Below are 17,205 nucleotides of genomic sequence, written 5' to 3'. Positions count from 1 at the left end.
GTGAACTTTTCCGTGGGACGGGTCATCAACACGGATGTCCGACACGAGCATCACGGGGGCACCCGTGCCCCACGGGTCGGGCGTCGCGAGCCCGGACCCCAGACACGGGGTGCCCGGGCTCGCGTTCACATGACCACAGTTCCACAACACGTCCAACGGAGTATTTCTCCATGGCAAGAATCCTGACCGGACGCAAGACGGTCGCAGCTGTCGCCGGAGGTGCAGTCCTTGCGGCCGCCCCGCTCATCGCCTGGGGCACCACATCGAACGCCTCCGACACGCCTCCGCCCGAGCTCACGGCCAAGGGTGCCTCCCTGATCAACGACAAGGGCGAGTCACTCTTCGGCAAGAACGTGAACGATGACCGCGCCATGGCCAGCACGGTGAAGATCATGGTCGCCTCCATGGTCCTCGACAAGAAGAACGTCGACCTGGACCGCAAGGTTCCCGTCGAGCAGGCCTACCGCGACTACGTCGCCGAGCAGCACGCCAGCACGGCGGATCTCCAGACCGGCGACAAGCTCACCATCCGTCAGCTCCTCTACGCGGCTCTGCTGCCGTCGGGCGCAGACGCCGCCTACGCCCTCGCCGACACCTTCGGGCAGGGTGCCACCAGGGCCCAGCGGGTGCAGTCGTTCGTCGTCGACATGAACGCGAAGGGCCACGAGCTCAACCTCGGCAAGACGAAGTTCGACACCTTCGACGGCACGGGTGGCGACTCCAGCACTCCGAAGGATCTGGCGAAGCTCGCCCAGCACGCCATGGAGAACGACACCTTCCGCAAGATCGTCAAGACCAAGGAGTACGAGGGCGAGGCGCCGGCAGCCAACGGCCGCACGCGCTACTACACCTGGACCAACACCAACCAGCTCCTCGGCTCGTACAAGGGCGTTGTCGGCATCAAGACCGGCACGACCAGCAAGGCGGGCGAGTGCCTGGTGTTCGCGGGCAAGCGGGACGGCAAGACCCTCGTCGGCACCGTGCTGAACAGCAAGGACCGGTACGAGGACGCCGCGAAGCTGCTGGACTACGGCTTCGGCACCGACGACGCGAAGGACATGAAGATACGTAAGCTGCCGTCGGACGCCCAGAGCGACTGACACGCGGTAGCCGCAGTACGACGGGCCCGGTCGCCGAGCGACCGGGCCCGTCGCCGTGGCGGAGAGCCGGTCGGGCCCGTCGCCGTGGCGAAAGCCGGACCGGCCGGCCGCACCCCCGCCCGCCCCGGCACACACAGACGCATCCTCGCCTCTCCTCCCGCCGTCACGACCTCTTGACTTGGTACAGACCAATGCTGTTGAGTTCCGTGCGCCCCCTACAAGCGAGGAGTGCGCCCGTGTCGAAGCGACGCATCATGGCGCTGCTGACCGCTCTGGCGGTCGGATGCGCCCTATGGTTTGTCATGCCCACAACATCCCAGGCAGCCCCGGCGCAGTCACGAAAGGCCTCCACCGCGGAGTTCGTGGTGAGCGAGGCCCAGTTCAACCAGATGTTCCCGGGCCGGAACTCGTTCTACACCTACAGCGGTCTCACGGCAGCGCTGGACGCCTACCCGGCGTTCGCCAACACCGGCAGCGACACCGTCAAGAAGCAGGAAGCCGCCGCTTTCCTGGCCAACGTCAGCCACGAGACAGGCGGCCTGGTCCACGTCGTGGAACAGGACCAGAGCAATTACCCGCACTACTGCGACGCCAACCAGCCGTACGGCTGCCCCGCCGGGCAGGCCGCCTACTACGGTCGCGGCCCCATCCAGCTCAGCTGGAACTTCAACTACAAGGCCGCCGGGGACGCCCTCAGCATCGACCTGCTCAACGACCCGTACCTGGTGGAGCGGGATGCCGCGGTCTCCTGGAAGACCGCGCTGTGGTACTGGAACACCCAGACAGGTCCCGGCACCATGACCGCGCACGACGCCATGGTCAACGGCGCGGGCTTCGGCGAGACGATCCGCTCGATCAACGGCACCCTCGAATGCGACGGCGGCAACCCCGGCCAGGTCCAAAGCCGGATCGACACGTACAAGGAGTTCACCCAGGTACTGGGAGTGGCCCCGGGTGACAACCTGAGCTGCTGAGCGGCCACCCCCGGCGCCCACCCCCGCGCCGAGCTCCGCGAGGGCTTCGGAGCCGACACCCCTACGCGGCCCAGGCCGGTCCACCCGGCCTGGGCCGCACCTGTCGCCGGACCCGGCCTCAGCACGAGGCGCTGGCCGTCCGCACCCAACGCCTCGCGTGCGCGCAGTTCCGGGCTGGCGTCGATCACCGCCGGCCTCCGGGCGCTCACTTCGCGGCGCTCGGAGCCGAACACCTCCCTGCCGACCGCGTCCAGGGCATGCGCTACCGCTTCGAGGGGGCCGGCTCCGGCCGGCGCCGCCTCGATCCGCCCCTGAGCAGCCCGGTCATCGCACCCCCGCCGAAGAGCGCCTCTCGCTTGTCCCGGAAGCGTCGGAAGAAGGTGCTCTTCGTCAGCCCGGCGCGCTCCGTGATCTCGACGACCGTCGTGTTCTCGTATCCCCGTTCCTCGAACAGTTCGAGCGCGGCGACGAGGAGTCGCCCGGGTGCGTGAGGTTGCCGGCGGGCCAAGGGGCCAAGGGGCCAAGGGGCCAAGGGGCCAAGGGGCCAAGCCTACGGGACTTGGTGCCGTCACTCGGGTACGGTGATGGGACCAAGTCCCACCATGGTCCGCTGGAGGTACGCATGAGCCGGGCAGTTGTCTACGAGACGTTCGGTGGCCCCGAAGTGCTGGAGCTGCGGGAGGTCCCCGAACCCCACGCCGGGCCGGGCGAGGTCCGCGTCCGTGTCACGGCCGCCGGCCTGAACCCCATGGACTGGAGCATTGCCGCACAGCCCGAGCTCGCGGCGCAGTTCGGCATCACCCTGCCGTCCGGATTCGGGTACGACTTCGCCGGTGTCGTCGACGAGGTCGGCGCCGGCGCCACGGGGTTCGCCGTGGGGGACCGCGTCCACGGCGGCGCGCAGGGTAGGGCCGTCGCCGATTTCGTGGTGGCCGGGACGCCCACCGAGGTGACCGAGCCGCTCTGGCACACGCCGGAGGGGGTCAGCGACGAGGTGGCGGCCACGCTTCCGGTAGCCGGCCTGACCGCCGCCGCCGCGTTGGACGCGATCGACCTGCGGTCCGGCGACACCGTCCTGGTCGGCGGCGCCGCGGGCGGCGTGGGGGTGTTCGCCGTTCAACTCGCGAAGCTCGCAGGCGCCAGAGTGATCGGGACCGCCTCTCAGGGCACGTTCGCGTTCCTGCGCCGGTTCGGTGCCGAGCCCGTGACCTACGGTCCCGGACTGGCGGACCGGGTACGGGCACTGGCTCCGGAGGGCGTGTCGGCGGCGACCGACCTGTTCGGCACCGAGACGGCCGAGACCGCGCTCGCGCTCGGCGTACCGCCCGAGCGGATCTCCACGATCGCCGCGGGTCCCCAACCTCCCGGCGGTGCCCGCGCAACCGGTGGTTTCGACGCAAGCCCGGATGCCATGGCACGGATCGCCGACGCGCTGCTCGCCGGCACGGTCACCGTACCGATCGCCGCGACCTTCCCGATCGAGCAGACCCGCGATGCCGTGGCGCTGCAAGCCGCGCGTCACGTCCACGGCAAGGTCGTGATCACGCTGCGGCCAGATCCTCAGTGAGTCCGAGCCACGCTCCACCCGCCGGGAGCGGGCATTGTGCGACAAGCGCCGAATGCCGAGCGCCGAGTGACAGGTGCCAAGCAGAAGACACTGAGCGCTGAGCACTGGGCGTTGAGCGCGAGCGCCCGCAACACCCTCACCGCCGCCTTCGACGGCATCCCGTCGGCTACGTGCTCGCGCGTCGCCCACACCACCCACCAGCGCCCAACTCGGCGTGCCACAGCGGTGGTACGCCGCTGTGGCACGGCCCGGCTCGTGGACCGGCTCCGCCCGTGTGAGCCACCCTGGCGGCCAGCAGCGACACGAGAGCGACGGCACGCGCCGCGGAGAACACGCGTGCGTCGTTCACCTCGGGCCAACCGGACTTCACCTCGATTCAACCGAGCCTCGACACCGCGGTCGAGAGGCGCGTCGGCCGCCAACTCTCCCACGTAGCCGTCTCGTTGACTCCTTCGTCAAACGCCTCTCCCACACCTCACCAACACCTCAGGCAACACCCATTCCCCGACTTCCCGAAGCAGCACGCACAACACGCCGGCCACAGCAGTCGCGGCGGAGAGGGAGCACCGCGCCCGCCATCAGGGATGTGCTCCAGAATTCAATTTCTGGACCGAACCAAGGTATGCAATGTGACGAGGATCACATGTGGTGCCGTCTAATGTCGCACCGTGCGTGAACCGGCACTTGGCGAGCGACGCCGACCAGGGAATGTACGCCTCCGTGCATACTCTTCCGCCCGGATGTATGGCGCGAGGTTCGGGGCCTGCCCGGGGGCGCACTTGTCAGAGGGTGGCACGGCTCTTATGGTCAATTCATGGTCGAGCTCTGACCGTGCTCGACCATGAATTGACCTCCCTGCATCACCTGTTGAGTGGCCGCCCCGTGAAAACCGGCCACTGGCCGTCGGCTGCCTGTTGGTGCAGTGCCTCCGCGCAATGTTCCACGCAATGCCGAAATCGGCCTGCCCAGCTCCGCCATGCAGGAGAACACGGACCGCGTACACCGGGTCCGACCTTTCCGAAAGCCTGCCCGGGCAATTCCTGTGCCCTGGCAGGCGCTGAAACAGGAGGTACAGAAGTAGTGATCACCGTTGTCGAAACCTGGTTCCTGAAGGCGGGACTGGAGACGCAGGCGCTGAAGATCATGCAGGAAATGGACGAGATCGTCGGTCCTGGCGGACACAGCGATCCCGGCTGGATAGCGCACGGCCGGTTCTTCCAGAGCGAGGAGGAACCCGGCCGAGTGGTCATGATGTACCCGTGGGAAAGCAGGGAGTCCCACGAGCGCGTCACCGAAGCCGAGGAACCCCTTCTCCTTCAGTTCTGCGCCGACTACTGCGCTCAGCCCCGTGTGATCGAATACTTCACGGAACTCCCGGTCGAAGTCGAGCACGACCACTGAGAAACCCGACGGCACGTGCGGAACCCGCACGGAAACGGACGGAAGGACCCCGTCGTTTCCGGCCGGACACCTACCGCGGACCCGAGTGTGTTTCTCAACTGGAGGAAACCCGTGTCTGATCCCGTGGGTTTGTACGGGGACTGGGACCCCCAAGACCTCGAAGAAAACGGTCGAGCCCTGCTGGCTCGCATCAGGGACCACCTGGAGAACATCCGGGACGTCCCCGTCGCGCCCGACATCGACGCGCGGCAGTTACAGGACCTCATCGACGAACCGCTTCCGGACTCCCCCACCGGGTTCGAGGACATCCTGGAGGACACGTGGCAGCGTGTCGTCCCGTACCTGACCCTGTGGCACCACCCTTCCTTCCACGCCTACTTCAGTACCTCTTCCAGCGGCCCGGCGATCCTGGCCGACGCCCTCATCTCGACCTTCAACGTCAACGCCCACGTCTGGAAGTCGGCGCCGGCCGCCGCGGCCGTGGAGCGTACCGTGCTCTGCTGGATGGCCCAGATGGTGGGCTACCCCGAGGATGCCGACGGAGTGCTGGTCAACGGCGCCTCACTGGCCACCCTGTACGCCCTGACCGCCGCCCGGGACAGCAGTCTCGGCGCTCTGCGGATCCGGGAGCGCGGCCTCGCCGGACAGAACGCGCCCACGCTGCGGATCTACGCCTCGGACCAGGCGCACAACTCCGTCGACAAGGCGGCCATCGCGCTCGGTATCGGTACGGACAACGTGGTGCGGCTCCCCTCGGACGGACACCAACGGCTTCAGCCCTCCGTCCTGGACGCCGCGATAGACGACGACCTGCGGCACGGTCGTCACCCCGTGGCCGTGGTCGCCACCGTGGGGACGACGTCCACCGGAGCGGTCGACCCGGTGGAGGAGATCGCCGAGGTGTGCCGGGCGCACGGGCTGTGGCTGCACGTCGATGCCGCCTACGGGGGATTCTGGCGACTCGTCGAGCATATACGGCCTGATATCGCCCCCCTGCACTCGGCCGACTCCGTCGTGGTGAACCCGCACAAGGTGCTGTTCTCCTCCTTGGAGGTCACGGCGCTGTACTGCAAACGGAAGGACGCGCTCGCCAACACGTTCCGGCTCGTTCCCGAATATCTGCGCACCGACCCGGAGGAGTCGGCCGTGGATTACATGAACCACAGCCTCCAACTCGGCCGGCAGTTCCGTGCGCTCAAACTCTGGTGGATCATCCGCTCGTTCGGCCGAAGTGGCCTGGCCGCGCGACTCGCCCGCTCCGTTCACATGGCGGAGACTCTGCGGACCCGGGCGAACGCACATCCGGACTGGACAGTCGCCGCCTCCTCGGTGCTTCCCCTGGTGTGTCTGCGGTACGAGCCGGCGTCCGGATTCCCGGAAAGCGAGGGCCCGGAAAGTCGCCGACAGTTCAACGACCGGCTCAACGCATCGATCCGGGACGCCGTTTCCCGGTCCGGAGAGACCTATCTCTCCCACGCGGTCATTCCGGCCGGTTACGTGCTGCGCATCTCCATCGGGAACATCCAGACCCGCCCCGAGGACATCGAGAGACTCTGGGAGCTCCTGCAGAAGACCGCGCAGGCGTGTCACAGAAACCTCCTGGAGTCGGAACACCTCGTGCCGTAGCAGCGGCTCCGTACCTGTGACACCTCCGGGCAGACGCGCGGCATCACCGTTTCCGTGCCTGCCTCTCACGGAAGCTCGGTTTTTCGACGGACCGGTTACTCCGCCGTGTCGCAGAAGCCGCCCTCTGTTCACCCCGCGCTCACCGAGTGCGTCACTGAGAACCGCACCGCAGTGAAAGGAGTCGAGTCATGCCGGAAGAAGCATCCGAGAAATCCGGTGCGCAAGGCACATCGCCCGAGCAGCCGGCCGGGCAGGAGTTCTACGCGCAGCTGGCGAAGCTCAGCGCCGAGGCCCGCTGGACCGTGGAGCCCGGGCCCTGGTCGCCGAAGCCCGCCTCCGTCCCCATGCACTGGAAGTACAGCGAGCTGCGGCCGTTCGCCCTGGAGTCGGCCTCGTTCGTGAAGAGCGACGACGCGGCGCTGCGCGTCGTCTCGCTGATCAACCCCGGCCATCCCGAGCGCGGCGCCGCCGTGGGGCACCTCTACACGGGGTTGCAGATGCTCAACGGGGGCGAGGCGATGACCGCGCACCGGCACGCCGCGTCGGCGATGCGCTTCGTCATCGAGGGCGAGGGCGCGTGGACCACCATCGCGGGCGACCGGCTGGAGGTCGGCGCGCGCGATCTCGTCGTCACCCCGAGCCGCCTGTGGCACGAGCACGGCAGCGGCGCGGAGGCGGACGCCGACCCCGTGATCTGGCAGGACGCCACCAACGACCCGCTCGTCGACACGCTGGGTGCCAACTTCTTCGAGCTGCTTCCGGAGCGCCGGCAAACATCCAGGCCGGTCACCAACTCCACCCTGTACGAACACGGCTACGGCATGCTGAAACCGGACGGCCGCCGGGCGAGCCGGTACTCGCCGCTGCTGATGTTCCCCTGGGAGAAGACCTACGAGGCGTTGCACGCTCTGGCGCGGGTCAGCGACGGGTCACCGTACGACGGCATCTTCATGGAGTACGTCAACCCGTCCACCGGCGGCCCCGTCCTGCCCACCATGAGCGCCCACATGCAGCTGCTGCGCCCCGGTGAGGCCACCCTCGCGCACCGGCACACGGGCTCTGTCGTCTACCAGGTGGCCAAGGGGCGCGGCCACTCCGTGGTGGCCGGCCGCCGTTTCGACTGGCAGCAGAACGACATCTTCTGCGTACCGTCCTGGGCGTGGCATGAGCACGCTAACGATGACGGCTCGGACGACGCCTGTCTCTTCTCCTTCGACGACTTCCCGACGCTGAACAGCCTGGGCCTGTACGTCGAGGAGCCGCTCGAGGAGAACGGAGGCCACCAGTGAGCACCACTTCGGTCCTGTTCGTCGTCACCGCGGCTCGGCACTGGACCCTCGCAGATGGCACCCGGCACCACTGCGGGTACTGGCCCGAGGAGCTCGCCGTCCCCCACCGGACCTTCCACGAGGCGGGTTTCGATACCGCCGTCGCGACGCCGGGGGGCGTGCCGCCCACGCCGGACCCGGCCGGCCTCGTCGAGCCGTGGTCCAGCTACCTGGGCGGGCTCGCCGCCGAGCTGGCCTCCCCGTTGACGCTGGAGGAGGTCGCGCCCGAAGCGTTCGACTGCGCGTTCGTTCCCGGTGGCCACGGCCCGATGGAGGACCTGGCGCACTCGGCGGCGTTCGGCACGCTGGCGCGCGGCATGTTCGAGGCGGGGAGGCCTCTCGCGGCCGTCTGCCACGGCCCGGCCGCGCTCCTGCCCGCACGGGCCGACGACGGGCGCTGGCTGTTCGAGGGGTTCGCCGTGACGGCTTTCAGCAACGTCGAGGAAGCCGAGTTCGGTCTGGCCCAGAGCGCCCCCTGGCTGACCGAGGACCGGCTCAAGGAGAACGGAGCGTCCTTCTCGGTGGCCGACAAGCCCTGGGACGAGCACATCGTCGTGGACCGCGCCGTCTACACCGGCCAGAACCCCGCCTCCGCCGGCCCGCTCGCCCGGCGGCTGGTCGAGGACATGACCGCCCGCGGTCACTGACGCGCGCGGCAACCTGCGCCAGTCGCCGCACGCCCTCCCCCACACGCCTCCCCCTTCCGGAAGTGCCGATGAGACTGCATGACCCCGATGCCGTTCCGATCACCCTCCCGACCGCCGGCTCCTGGGAGTTCGGCGACCACATCTACGGGCTGGAGCCGCTGGCTCTGCCCACCGAGCCGCCCCCGGCCTCCGAGATGAAGGCCACGGCCCCCCACGAGGACACCTCCGCGCAGTTACGCTCCTGGGTCGAACGATGGCGTGTCGACCCCGGGACCGCGGCGGCGATGGTGCCCGCCGACGAGCCGGAGATCGACAGGGTCTTCTGGTTCCGGTGGATCACCGGCCACCAGACCACGTTCTGCCTGTGGCAGCTGCTGGCCGCCGTGCTCGAGAAAGCCTCTTCCCCGACCGACCCCGCGGAAGCCGACCGGCTCTCCCAGCAGGCCCGTTGCATGGTCCGCTGCTTCTCGCTGATCCTGCTGTACACCAGTGCGCCGCCCCGGGACATCTACGAGCGCGTCATCCGGCTGCCCATGGGGCGCCAGCACGCCAACCTCAGCGGTGCCTGGGCGAAGGACTACGGCCCGGTGCGGCCTCTCATACGCGGACGGATCCGGGTCGGCGAGGGCGCCACCGCGGCCGCGCTGGCGGACGAGTGCGTGCTCAACGACCGGGTCCACGAGGGTATCGCCGCCAAGGTCATGGAGACGGGGGTATCCCTGCTGCTGACCACGCACGACCGCCCGTCCGTCACGCCCCTGGCCCGCGACACCCGCCGTTGGCTGTACGACGGGATCTTCCTGACCACCCGGTCGCCGGTCTCCTACGAGCTGATCGTGCGCCAGCTGCTGCGCAGGGTGCACGCGATCCTCCTCGACATCACCGCGAACGGCCTCTACCCGTCCTACGCGCCCAGCGCGCACGACGAGCCCGCCGCGTTGCGGACACCGGAGATCACCGAGCTGAAGGAGTCCTTCGCCGACACCTTCCGTCACCTGGTGACCCTCGTCGGAGCCCCCGGAGCCGCTGCGGCGGAACTCGGCGGCCCGACACCGGACAGCAGCGCTTCCTGAGACCGACCGGCACCGTCAGGCACCCACCCCTTGGCACACCGTCCTTGGCACACCGTCCTTGGCACACCGTCCTCTGCGAACACGAAGGGCTTTGACAGTCATGGCCACAACCGAACTGGACGAGGCACGCTACTGCGCCGACACCTTCAACGGCGCCATCGCCTCGGCCGCGATCAGCGCGGCCTGGGAGCTCGGTCTCCTGGACGAGCTGGAGCAGCAGGGTGTCGTGGATATCGCGGACTACGCCCGGCGCCACGACACGCACCCGGAGGCGCTGCTCACTCTCGTCGTGGCGCTCTCCAGCCGGCACGTCGTCGATCTCGACGCCGACCGGACCACGGCGAAGCCCGGCGCCGGTTTCCGCAGCGCCTACCTCACCAAGGGCTTCTTCCACTGGCTCACCCGGGGCTGCGGCGAGCTGTTCACCACCCTGCCGACCAAGATCAAGAATGCGGACCGGGTGGGCACCTACGTCCGCCGGGACGCGCGCGCGATCAGCGTGGCGTGCCGCAACATCGCCAGGACGTTCTTCGACCCGCCGTTCCGGGAGCTCATCGACGACCTCGACATCGGGACCGTGGCCGACCTGGGCTGCGGCTCGGCGGACCGGATCGTGTGGCTGGCCGGGCTGCGCCCTCAGATCGACGCGATCGGCATCGACGTGGCCGAGGGCGCCATCGCCGTGTCGAAGGAGGCCATCGCCCAGGCCGGTCTCGAAGAGCGGGTCTCCCTCGTGCAGGACGACGTGCTCAACCTCACGCCCCGCGAGGAGTACGCGGACGTCGACCTGGTGACCTGCTTCCTGATGGGCCACGACTTCTGGCCCCGGGAGAACTGCGTGCGCACCCTGCGCCGCCTGCGCACGGTCTTCCCCAACGTCAAGAACCTGGTGCTGGGCGACACCTGCCGCTCCACCGGCCTCGCCGGGCCCGACTACCCCATGTTCTCGCTGGGGTTCGAGACCGTGCACGGAGTGATGGACCAGTTCCTGCCCAGTCTGGACGAGTGGACCTCGGTGCTGGAGGAGAGCGGGTGGCGGTGCGCCGACCGCCGGATGATCGACCTCCCGGCTTTCAGCTTCGTCTACCGGCTCACGCCCGCCTGACCGGCAGCGTGCCCTCGCCCACGAGGTACCCCGCCTCCGGTCCCCGACCAGGGAGTTGAATATGAGCACCGAATCGAGCACGTCGATCCTCTCCGGCAGTCCGCTCGTCCTCCAGGACCTGCCCGTCTTCCAGCAGGTGCCCGGCCACTACGCGCACACGCCCTTCCTCCTCACCCGCGGGCTGCTCGACGGTCTGGAGTTCGAGATCGCCGGCGGTGAGATCAGCGACAAGGTCGACAAGCCGGTGGCGGCCCCGCACACCCACGAGGTGCCGGAGATCTACCTGCTTCTGGCGCCCGAGCCCGGCGCGGCCGTGATCGACGTCGTGACGGACGGGACGACCCACCAACTCAGCGCGCCCGCCGCGATGCTCATCCCGGCCGGTACCGTGCACCACTTCGTGACCAAGAAGGCCGTCCCGGGAAGCTTCTGCCTGGGGATCCTGCTGACCGGCCCGCGCGGCGACGCCGAGCCGGCCCGGTGAGCGCTCCGGTGGTCTTCGCGAAGCAGGCGGTGCCCGACCGTCTGCCCACGCACCGGCGTGCCGCGCTGCTGCGCGACCCGGCCTTCGGCACCGTCTTCACCGAGCACATGTCCACCGTCCGCTACCGGGACGGCAAGGGGTGGCACGACGCACGGGTCGAGCCGTTCGGTCCCCTGCCCCTGTCGCCGGCCAGTTCGGTGCTGCACTACGGACAGGAGGTCTTCGAAGGGCTGAAGGTCTACCGTACCGACAGCGGCCGGGCGCAGCTGTTCCGTCCTGATGCCAACGCCCGCCGGTTCCGCAGGTCCGCCCGGAGGCTGTCGATGCCCGAGGTGCCGGACGAGCTGTTCCTCGGTGCCGTGGAGGCCCTGTTCGCCGCCGACCGCGACTGGCTTCCGGCGGAGCCCGGCTCCACGCTCTACCTGCGGCCGTTCCTCATCGCGACCGAGGTCTGCATCGGTGCCAGACCCGCCGCCGAGTACCTGTTCTGCGTCATCGCCACCCCGCCCGGGACCCACTTCGCCGCCGGGACACCCGCGATGAGGGTGTGGATCTGCGACGGGTACACCCGTGCCGCGCCCGGCGGCACCGGAGCGGCCAAGTGCGGCGGGAACTACGCCGCCGCCATGGCGGGGCAGGCCGAGGCAGCCGAGGCGGGCTGCAACCAGGTCGTCTTCCTCGACGCCGCGGAACGGTCCTACGTCGAAGAACTCGGCGGGATGAACATCTTCTTCGTCTTCGACGACGGGACGCTACTCACCCCGCCCCTGTCCGATTCCGTCCTGCCCGGCATCACCCGTGACTCGGTCATCGCACTCGCCGAAGCACGCGGCTACCGGGTGGCCGAGGAGCCGTACACCCGTGACCAGTGGCGGGCGGACGCCGCGGCGGGCCGGGTCCGCGAGGTGTTCGCCTGCGGAACGGCCGCGGTGGTCACCGGGATCAGCACGGTGCGCTCCCCGGCCGGGGAGTTCACCGTCCCGGGCCCGGCCCCGGGGCCGGTCACCGTGGAGTTGCGCGCCGCCGTGGAGGACATCCAGTTCGGCCGCGTGGAGCCGCCGCCACACTGGACGCACGCCCTGGCGTGAGAACCGGTCGGTCGCACCCGGATGCCCCGCCGCCGGGACACCGGGTGCGGCCGCTCACGCTCTCACGCGGCAGCCGGCGCCTTGGCCGGGCGGCTGTTGTACCAGACGGCCGCGACCACCAAGGCGCAGCCACCGGCCTGCGTGAGGGTGGGACGTTCGCCGATCAGCAGACCGAGGCCGAAGGCCATGACGGGCTGGAGCAGCAGCAGCGCGGCGGCGACGTTGGGCGCCAGCTTCGGCAGCGCGGCCGTGATGAACAGCCACGCCACCACCTGTCCGATGAACGCGAGCATGATCAGCCAACCCCAGGCGGGCCAGCCGGGGTTGAGGTCGATGCCCGTCCACAGGCCTCCCATGATGCCGGCGGCCGCCGCGGCAGCGGCCGTGGAGACGCACACCGGAGAGACGGAGTGCTGCCTTCCGCCGCCGAGCCGCATGAGGAACAGATACCCGGCGTAGGCCAGCCCGGCCGCTGTTCCGTAGGCGACACCGGCCACGGGGTTGCTGCCCGACTCGGCGTGCCCGATCGCGCCGCTGGCGAGGGCGACGCCGAGCAGCATCACGGGCGCCAGCAGCAGGAACCGGGGGGACAGCGGCGACCTGGAGATCACCCGCGCGAGCAGCGGGTAGAACACGACCTGGATGTTGAGCAGCACCGTGGAGACGGAGGCGCCGACGTTCAGCACGCTCGCCGCCCAGAAGACCATGTCGACGCCGAGCAGGACGCCGGCGCCGATGTCCATCAGCTGGTAGCGCATCGGGCGCCTTCCGACCCTGCGCACCTCGCGCCACGCGAGCGGGACGAGGAGGACGAGAGCGAGGGCGCAGCGCAGGAAGGCGGCCGTCCCCGCGTTGGTGTCGGACAGCTTCATGAACACGGCGGAGGCCGAGATGCAGGCCGACCCGGCGACAGCCATGAGCACGGGGTTGGCCCGGCTTCCGGTGTCCGGGACCTCGATGGTGCTCACTCCGGGCTCAGCGGCCGAACCGCTCTTCAACGACATGCCCAGTACTGTGCCCGGACTGAGAAGGAAGGAAAAGCAACAGGTTTTCACCATGATTCGGTAGCATCGGTGAAGTGTTCAGTATCGACAGGCTGCGCGCCCTCTCCACGGTCGCCACCCAGGGTTCGATCGCCCGCGCCGCCGAGACTCTCCACATCACACCCTCCGGGCTCTCGCAGAAGCTCGCCAAGCTGGAGCGGGAAGCGGGCCACCGGTTGCTGGAACCCTACGGCCGCACCATCCGCCTCACCCACGCAGGACGCGTACTGGCCGGGCACGCCGAACGCCTCCTGAGCGCGCTCACCTCGGCGGAGGCCGATCTCGCCGACCTCCACGACGAGGTGCTGGGCCCGCTGCGGATCGGCGGAGTGGGCAGCGCCGTGCGGACGCTGCTGCCCCGTGCCCTGGACATGCTCGCCGAGGAACACCCCCGGCTGCGGCCCACCGTGACCGACGGTGAGGCCGTCGAGCTGATGCCCTCTCTGCTGAGCGGCAAGATCGACCTCCTGCTCATCGAGAGCTGGGCCAACCGCCCCGCGTTCCTCCCCGAGGGGCTGACCCTGCGCACCCTCGTCAGCGAGGACGTGTGCGTGGCGCTGTCCACCCGTCACCCCCTCAGCGGCCGCGACAGCATCGACCTCGCCGAACTGGGCGACATCCCCTGGGCCAGCTGCCCGCCGGGCACCGCACCGTACGAGTCCCTCGTACAGGCGCTGCGCGCCCGCGGAGTCGAGCCGGAGGTGCGGTACACGCTGACCGAGCACATCACCCAGCTCTCCATGGTCGAACGCAACCTCGCCGCCGCACTCGTCCCGACGATGTCCCACAGCCCCGCCCCGACCGGCGTCCGCTTCGCCCACCTGCGCCCCGGACTGCGCCGCGACATCCAGGCCGCCTGGCTCGCCAGTACGGAGAACCCGCCCGTACGCGCCTGCATCACCGCCATCGAGAAGGCAGGACCTGCCCGGCCTCAGTACGACGGCTGACCACGACGAGGCCGCGGTGCCGGCCTTGAGGGCTCCTCAGGCGCGCCCCGTCGCGGTCCGGCGAGCCGGACCAGGTCGGGACAGCTCATCGAGGCGCCTCGGTGCTGCGACCGGGCGCGATCACGCCGCGCAGGGGGAATGCCACGAGCAGCGCGAGCGCGACGAGCAGTCCGCTCACCCACAGCGGCCCGAGCTTCGAGAGGGCGGTGTCGAGGGAGGTCGCGGCGAGGAGCGGTCCGCCGGCGGCGCCGATGTTGAACGCCGCGGTCGCGTACGAGCCGGCCATGGTGGGGGCGCCGCTCGCCTCGTAGAGGACCCTCGTGATCAGGGTGCTGCCCAGCGCGAAGGACAGCGCGCCTTGCAGGAACACGAGGACGAGCAGTGCGGCCGGCCGGTCGGCCAGCACGGCCAGGGACGGCCAGCCGAGGGCGAGCAGCGGGCCGCCGAGCGTGAGGACCAGGCCGGGGCGATGGTCGGACACGCGTCCGGCGACGGTGATCCCGGTGAAGGAACCGAGGCCGAAGAGGACCAGAACGATCGAGACCCACAGCTCGCCCAGTCCAGCGGTGTCGGTCACGACGGGGGCGAGGAAGGTGAAGCTCGCGAAGGTCGCCGCGTTCACCAGGGCACCGAGCAGCATCACGAGGGCCAGACGCGGGCTCTTCAGCTGGACGAGTTCCGCTCGCAGCGCCGGCCTGTGCGAGGTGCCCGCCGGCACGGGAGAGGCCGGAACGCCCTGGAGGATGCCGAGAGCCGCGGGCAGGCAGAGTGCGGCGACGGCCCAGAACGTGGCGCGCCAGCCCAGCAGGGTGCCCAGCACCGAGCCCGCCGGGACCCCGGCGATCGTGGCCGCCGTTGTGCCGGACAGCAGCACGGCGAGCGCGCGTCCCTTCTGGTCCGCTGCCACCAGCCGGGCGGCGGTGGTCAGCGCGACGGCGAGGAAGCCCGCGTTCGCCAGCGCGGCGGTCACCCTGGTCGCGAACAGGACAGGGAAGCTCGCCGTGGTGGCGGCCAGTACGTGTGCCGCGGCGAACACGACGACGAACCCGAGGAGACCTGACCGAGGCGGCCGGTTGCGGGCGAGCCCGGCCATGAGCGGAGCGCCGACGACCATGCCGATCGCGAAGGCCGACGTGAGCGTCCCCGCTGTTCCGACCGTCACGTCGAGGTCGGCGGCGATACCGGGCAAGAGGCCGGCGAGCATGAATTCGGAGGTACCCATGGCGAACACGGCCATGGCGAGCAGGTAGAGCGCGAGAGGCATCGAGGGGCTCCGAGGCGAGGAGAAACAGGGGTGGAGGCGTTCTCGTCACCGCGGTCAGCACCCACGGGCGCACAGGCATCCGGCCGCGTAAGGCGGCGGGACGGCGGAGCTACGGCTCAGTGGCGCTGGGGGCTGACGGCGTGACCGAAAGCCCCCGTCCTGGACGCTTCGGGGCTCGACATGCCGCGCACGCTATCCGACCGCCACTCGAGGTCGCACACCGGTTTTCGCGCGTGGCCCGGTGTTCCGCCCGACCAGCTGAGGTGATGCAATGAGGTGAAGATCCCCAGGAGGTCACGTGCCCGGCTCAAGTGCCCCGCAACCGCAGCGCCCACAGCCGCGGAGACCGCGAAGCCTGCGACCCCTCGCTTTCGGAGCCGATCCGGCCGGGGCGCGGATGGAGCGGATCCGTCGCTCTCCCCATTTCGCCGACGGCGTCTTCCGTAACCCCGAAGGGCCACCGCCCGCCGATCGGGAAGAGCCGCGGCCCGCCCCGACCGGTTCCAGAACCGAGTTGGCGAAGACCTTCTTCACGAAGGAGGCGCGCGAGCGGCGCCGTCCGGCCGCTGCCGTGCCGCTGCACCCGACCACGGCGGAGGACCTGGCCAGGCCTCCGGCCACCGGGCTGCGGGTCACCTGGATGGGACACTCCAGCGTGCTCGCCGAGATCGACGGTGGGCGGGTGCTCTTCGACCCGGTGTGGGGGCGGCGGTGCTCCCCGTTCACGTTCGCCGGGCCCAAACGGCTCCACCCCGTGCCGCTGCCCGTGGCCTCGCTCGGCCGCGTGGACGTCGTCGTCATCTCCCACGACCACTACGACCACCTCGACCTGCCCACGATCCGCGCACTGGCCTCGACGGACGCGCTCTTCGCGGTGCCGCTCGGCGTGGGAGCCCACCTGGAGCGCTGGGGTGTTTCCGAAAGCCGGATACGGGAGCTGGACTGGACCGAGTCGACACAGGTCGGCGAGCTGCGGCTGACCGCGACTCCGGCACGGCACTTCTGCGGACGAGGGCTGCGCAACCGCCAGCACACTCTCTGGGCGTCCTGGGTCGCCGAAGGACCGTCGGGTCACCGGGTCTTCCACAGCGGTGACACCGGCTACTTCCCCGGTTTCCGGGAGATCGGCGCCGCGCACGGTCCCTTCGACGCGACGATGATCCAGGTCGGCGCGTACAGCGAGCACTGGCCCGACATCCACATGACACCGGCCGAGGGCATGCGGGCGCATCTGGATCTCCAGGGCACCGCGTCCGCCGGGGTGATGCTCCCGATCCACTGGGCCACGTTCAGCCTGGCGCCGCACCCGTGGGACGAGCCGGGGGAGGGCACCGTCGAGGCGGCCGCGCGGATGGGCGCACGGGCCGCTCTGCCGCGTCCCGGAGAGCCTTTCGAGCCGACTTCGGATGAGGTCCCAACCACTCCGTGGTGGCGCGCCGTTGCCTCAAGGAGGGGCGAGGGGCGCCCCGACGGTTCACCCACCACCGCGGACCCGCGGAGCGCCGGTACCTCCACCTCGGGGCCGGACGCCGCGGAGGCGGCCCCCACCTCGTCGTAG

16 protein-coding genes are annotated in these 17,205 nt (G+C 69.9%); 13 read left to right on the top strand and 3 right to left on the bottom strand.

Annotated elements, in window-relative coordinates; genetic code table 11:
- The first annotated feature begins 170 nt into the window (after positions 1-170).
- Both MMF93_RS32240 and MMF93_RS32235 read left to right on the top strand, forming a co-directional pair.
- Entirely contained in the window at positions 171-1,100 is a 930-nt protein-coding gene (locus tag MMF93_RS32240) for a D-alanyl-D-alanine carboxypeptidase family protein (protein ID WP_242756775.1), read from the top strand.
- 302 nt (positions 1,101-1,402) lie between these two features.
- Entirely contained in the window at positions 1,403-2,074 is a 672-nt protein-coding gene (locus MMF93_RS32235) for a chitinase (RefSeq protein WP_242756773.1), read from the top strand.
- 262 nt (positions 2,075-2,336) lie between these two features.
- Here the strand turns inward: MMF93_RS32235 and MMF93_RS32230 are convergent, their stop codons facing one another.
- Positions 2,337-2,582 (bottom strand): helix-turn-helix domain-containing protein, encoded by a 246-nt coding sequence (locus tag MMF93_RS32230; protein WP_242756771.1) that lies wholly within the window; start codon positions 2,580-2,582, stop codon positions 2,337-2,339.
- A 114-nt stretch (positions 2,583-2,696) separates the two neighbouring features.
- Here MMF93_RS32230 and MMF93_RS32225 point away from each other — a divergent pair, with 114 nt between their 5' ends.
- The 9 genes from MMF93_RS32225 to MMF93_RS32185 all read left to right on the top strand — a co-directional run bounded on the left by MMF93_RS32225 (position 2,697) and on the right by MMF93_RS32185 (position 12,393).
- A complete protein-coding gene (locus MMF93_RS32225) occupies positions 2,697-3,641 on the top strand; it encodes an NADP-dependent oxidoreductase (RefSeq protein ID WP_242756769.1) in 945 nt (314 codons plus the stop codon).
- 1,080 nt (positions 3,642-4,721) lie between these two features.
- A complete protein-coding gene (locus tag MMF93_RS32220; RefSeq protein WP_242756767.1) occupies positions 4,722-5,042 on the top strand; it encodes an antibiotic biosynthesis monooxygenase family protein in 321 nt (106 codons plus the stop codon).
- A gap of 111 nt (positions 5,043-5,153) precedes the next feature.
- Positions 5,154-6,668 (top strand): pyridoxal phosphate-dependent decarboxylase family protein, encoded by a 1,515-nt coding sequence (locus MMF93_RS32215; RefSeq protein ID WP_242756765.1) that lies wholly within the window; start codon positions 5,154-5,156, stop codon positions 6,666-6,668.
- A 188-nt stretch (positions 6,669-6,856) separates the two neighbouring features.
- Positions 6,857-7,957: a cupin domain-containing protein gene (locus MMF93_RS32210; RefSeq protein ID WP_242756763.1), complete on the top strand. Its 1,101-nt coding sequence runs from the start codon at positions 6,857-6,859 to the stop codon at positions 7,955-7,957.
- A complete protein-coding gene (locus tag MMF93_RS32205; RefSeq protein ID WP_242756761.1) occupies positions 7,954-8,643 on the top strand; it encodes a type 1 glutamine amidotransferase domain-containing protein in 690 nt (229 codons plus the stop codon). The genes MMF93_RS32210 and MMF93_RS32205 overlap by 4 nt, the downstream gene beginning before the upstream one ends.
- Before the next feature lie 68 nt (positions 8,644-8,711).
- Complete coding sequence (locus MMF93_RS32200; RefSeq protein WP_242756759.1) at positions 8,712-9,716, top strand: L-tyrosine 3-hydroxylase; 1,005 nt, start codon at positions 8,712-8,714, stop codon at positions 9,714-9,716.
- A 100-nt stretch (positions 9,717-9,816) separates the two neighbouring features.
- Positions 9,817-10,821 carry a class I SAM-dependent methyltransferase gene (locus MMF93_RS32195; protein ID WP_242756757.1) on the top strand — a complete coding sequence of 335 codons (1,005 nt, stop codon included), beginning with the start codon at positions 9,817-9,819 and terminating at the stop codon, positions 10,819-10,821.
- Positions 10,822-10,882: 61 nt separating this feature from the next.
- Positions 10,883-11,305, top strand: coding sequence for a cupin domain-containing protein (locus MMF93_RS32190; RefSeq protein WP_242756755.1), 423 nt, complete (start codon positions 10,883-10,885; stop codon positions 11,303-11,305).
- Entirely contained in the window at positions 11,302-12,393 is a 1,092-nt protein-coding gene (locus tag MMF93_RS32185) for a branched-chain amino acid aminotransferase (RefSeq protein WP_242756753.1), read from the top strand. The genes MMF93_RS32190 and MMF93_RS32185 overlap by 4 nt, the downstream gene beginning before the upstream one ends.
- Before the next feature lie 62 nt (positions 12,394-12,455).
- Here the strand turns inward: MMF93_RS32185 and MMF93_RS32180 are convergent, their stop codons facing one another.
- Positions 12,456-13,397 (bottom strand): DMT family transporter, encoded by a 942-nt coding sequence (locus MMF93_RS32180; protein ID WP_242756751.1) that lies wholly within the window; start codon positions 13,395-13,397, stop codon positions 12,456-12,458.
- A 74-nt stretch (positions 13,398-13,471) separates the two neighbouring features.
- Between MMF93_RS32180 and MMF93_RS32175 the strand changes: the two genes are divergently transcribed.
- Entirely contained in the window at positions 13,472-14,383 is a 912-nt protein-coding gene (locus MMF93_RS32175) for a LysR family transcriptional regulator (RefSeq protein WP_242756749.1), read from the top strand.
- An 85-nt stretch (positions 14,384-14,468) separates the two neighbouring features.
- Here MMF93_RS32175 and MMF93_RS32170 read toward each other — a convergent pair whose 3' ends face one another.
- Positions 14,469-15,647, bottom strand: coding sequence for a Cmx/CmrA family chloramphenicol efflux MFS transporter (locus MMF93_RS32170; RefSeq protein WP_242756747.1), 1,179 nt, complete (start codon positions 15,645-15,647; stop codon positions 14,469-14,471).
- A 298-nt stretch (positions 15,648-15,945) separates the two neighbouring features.
- Between MMF93_RS32170 and MMF93_RS32165 the strand changes: the two genes are divergently transcribed.
- Entirely contained in the window at positions 15,946-17,205 is a 1,260-nt protein-coding gene (locus MMF93_RS32165; protein WP_423835562.1) for an MBL fold metallo-hydrolase, read from the top strand.

It is taken from the genome of Streptomyces tubbatahanensis (genome assembly GCF_022699385.1).
In the GTDB taxonomy this organism is placed as follows: domain Bacteria; phylum Actinomycetota; class Actinomycetes; order Streptomycetales; family Streptomycetaceae; genus Streptomyces; species Streptomyces diacarni.
The sequence above is the reverse complement of the archived record's forward strand: the minus strand, read 5'-3'. Positions and strand labels throughout refer to the sequence as shown.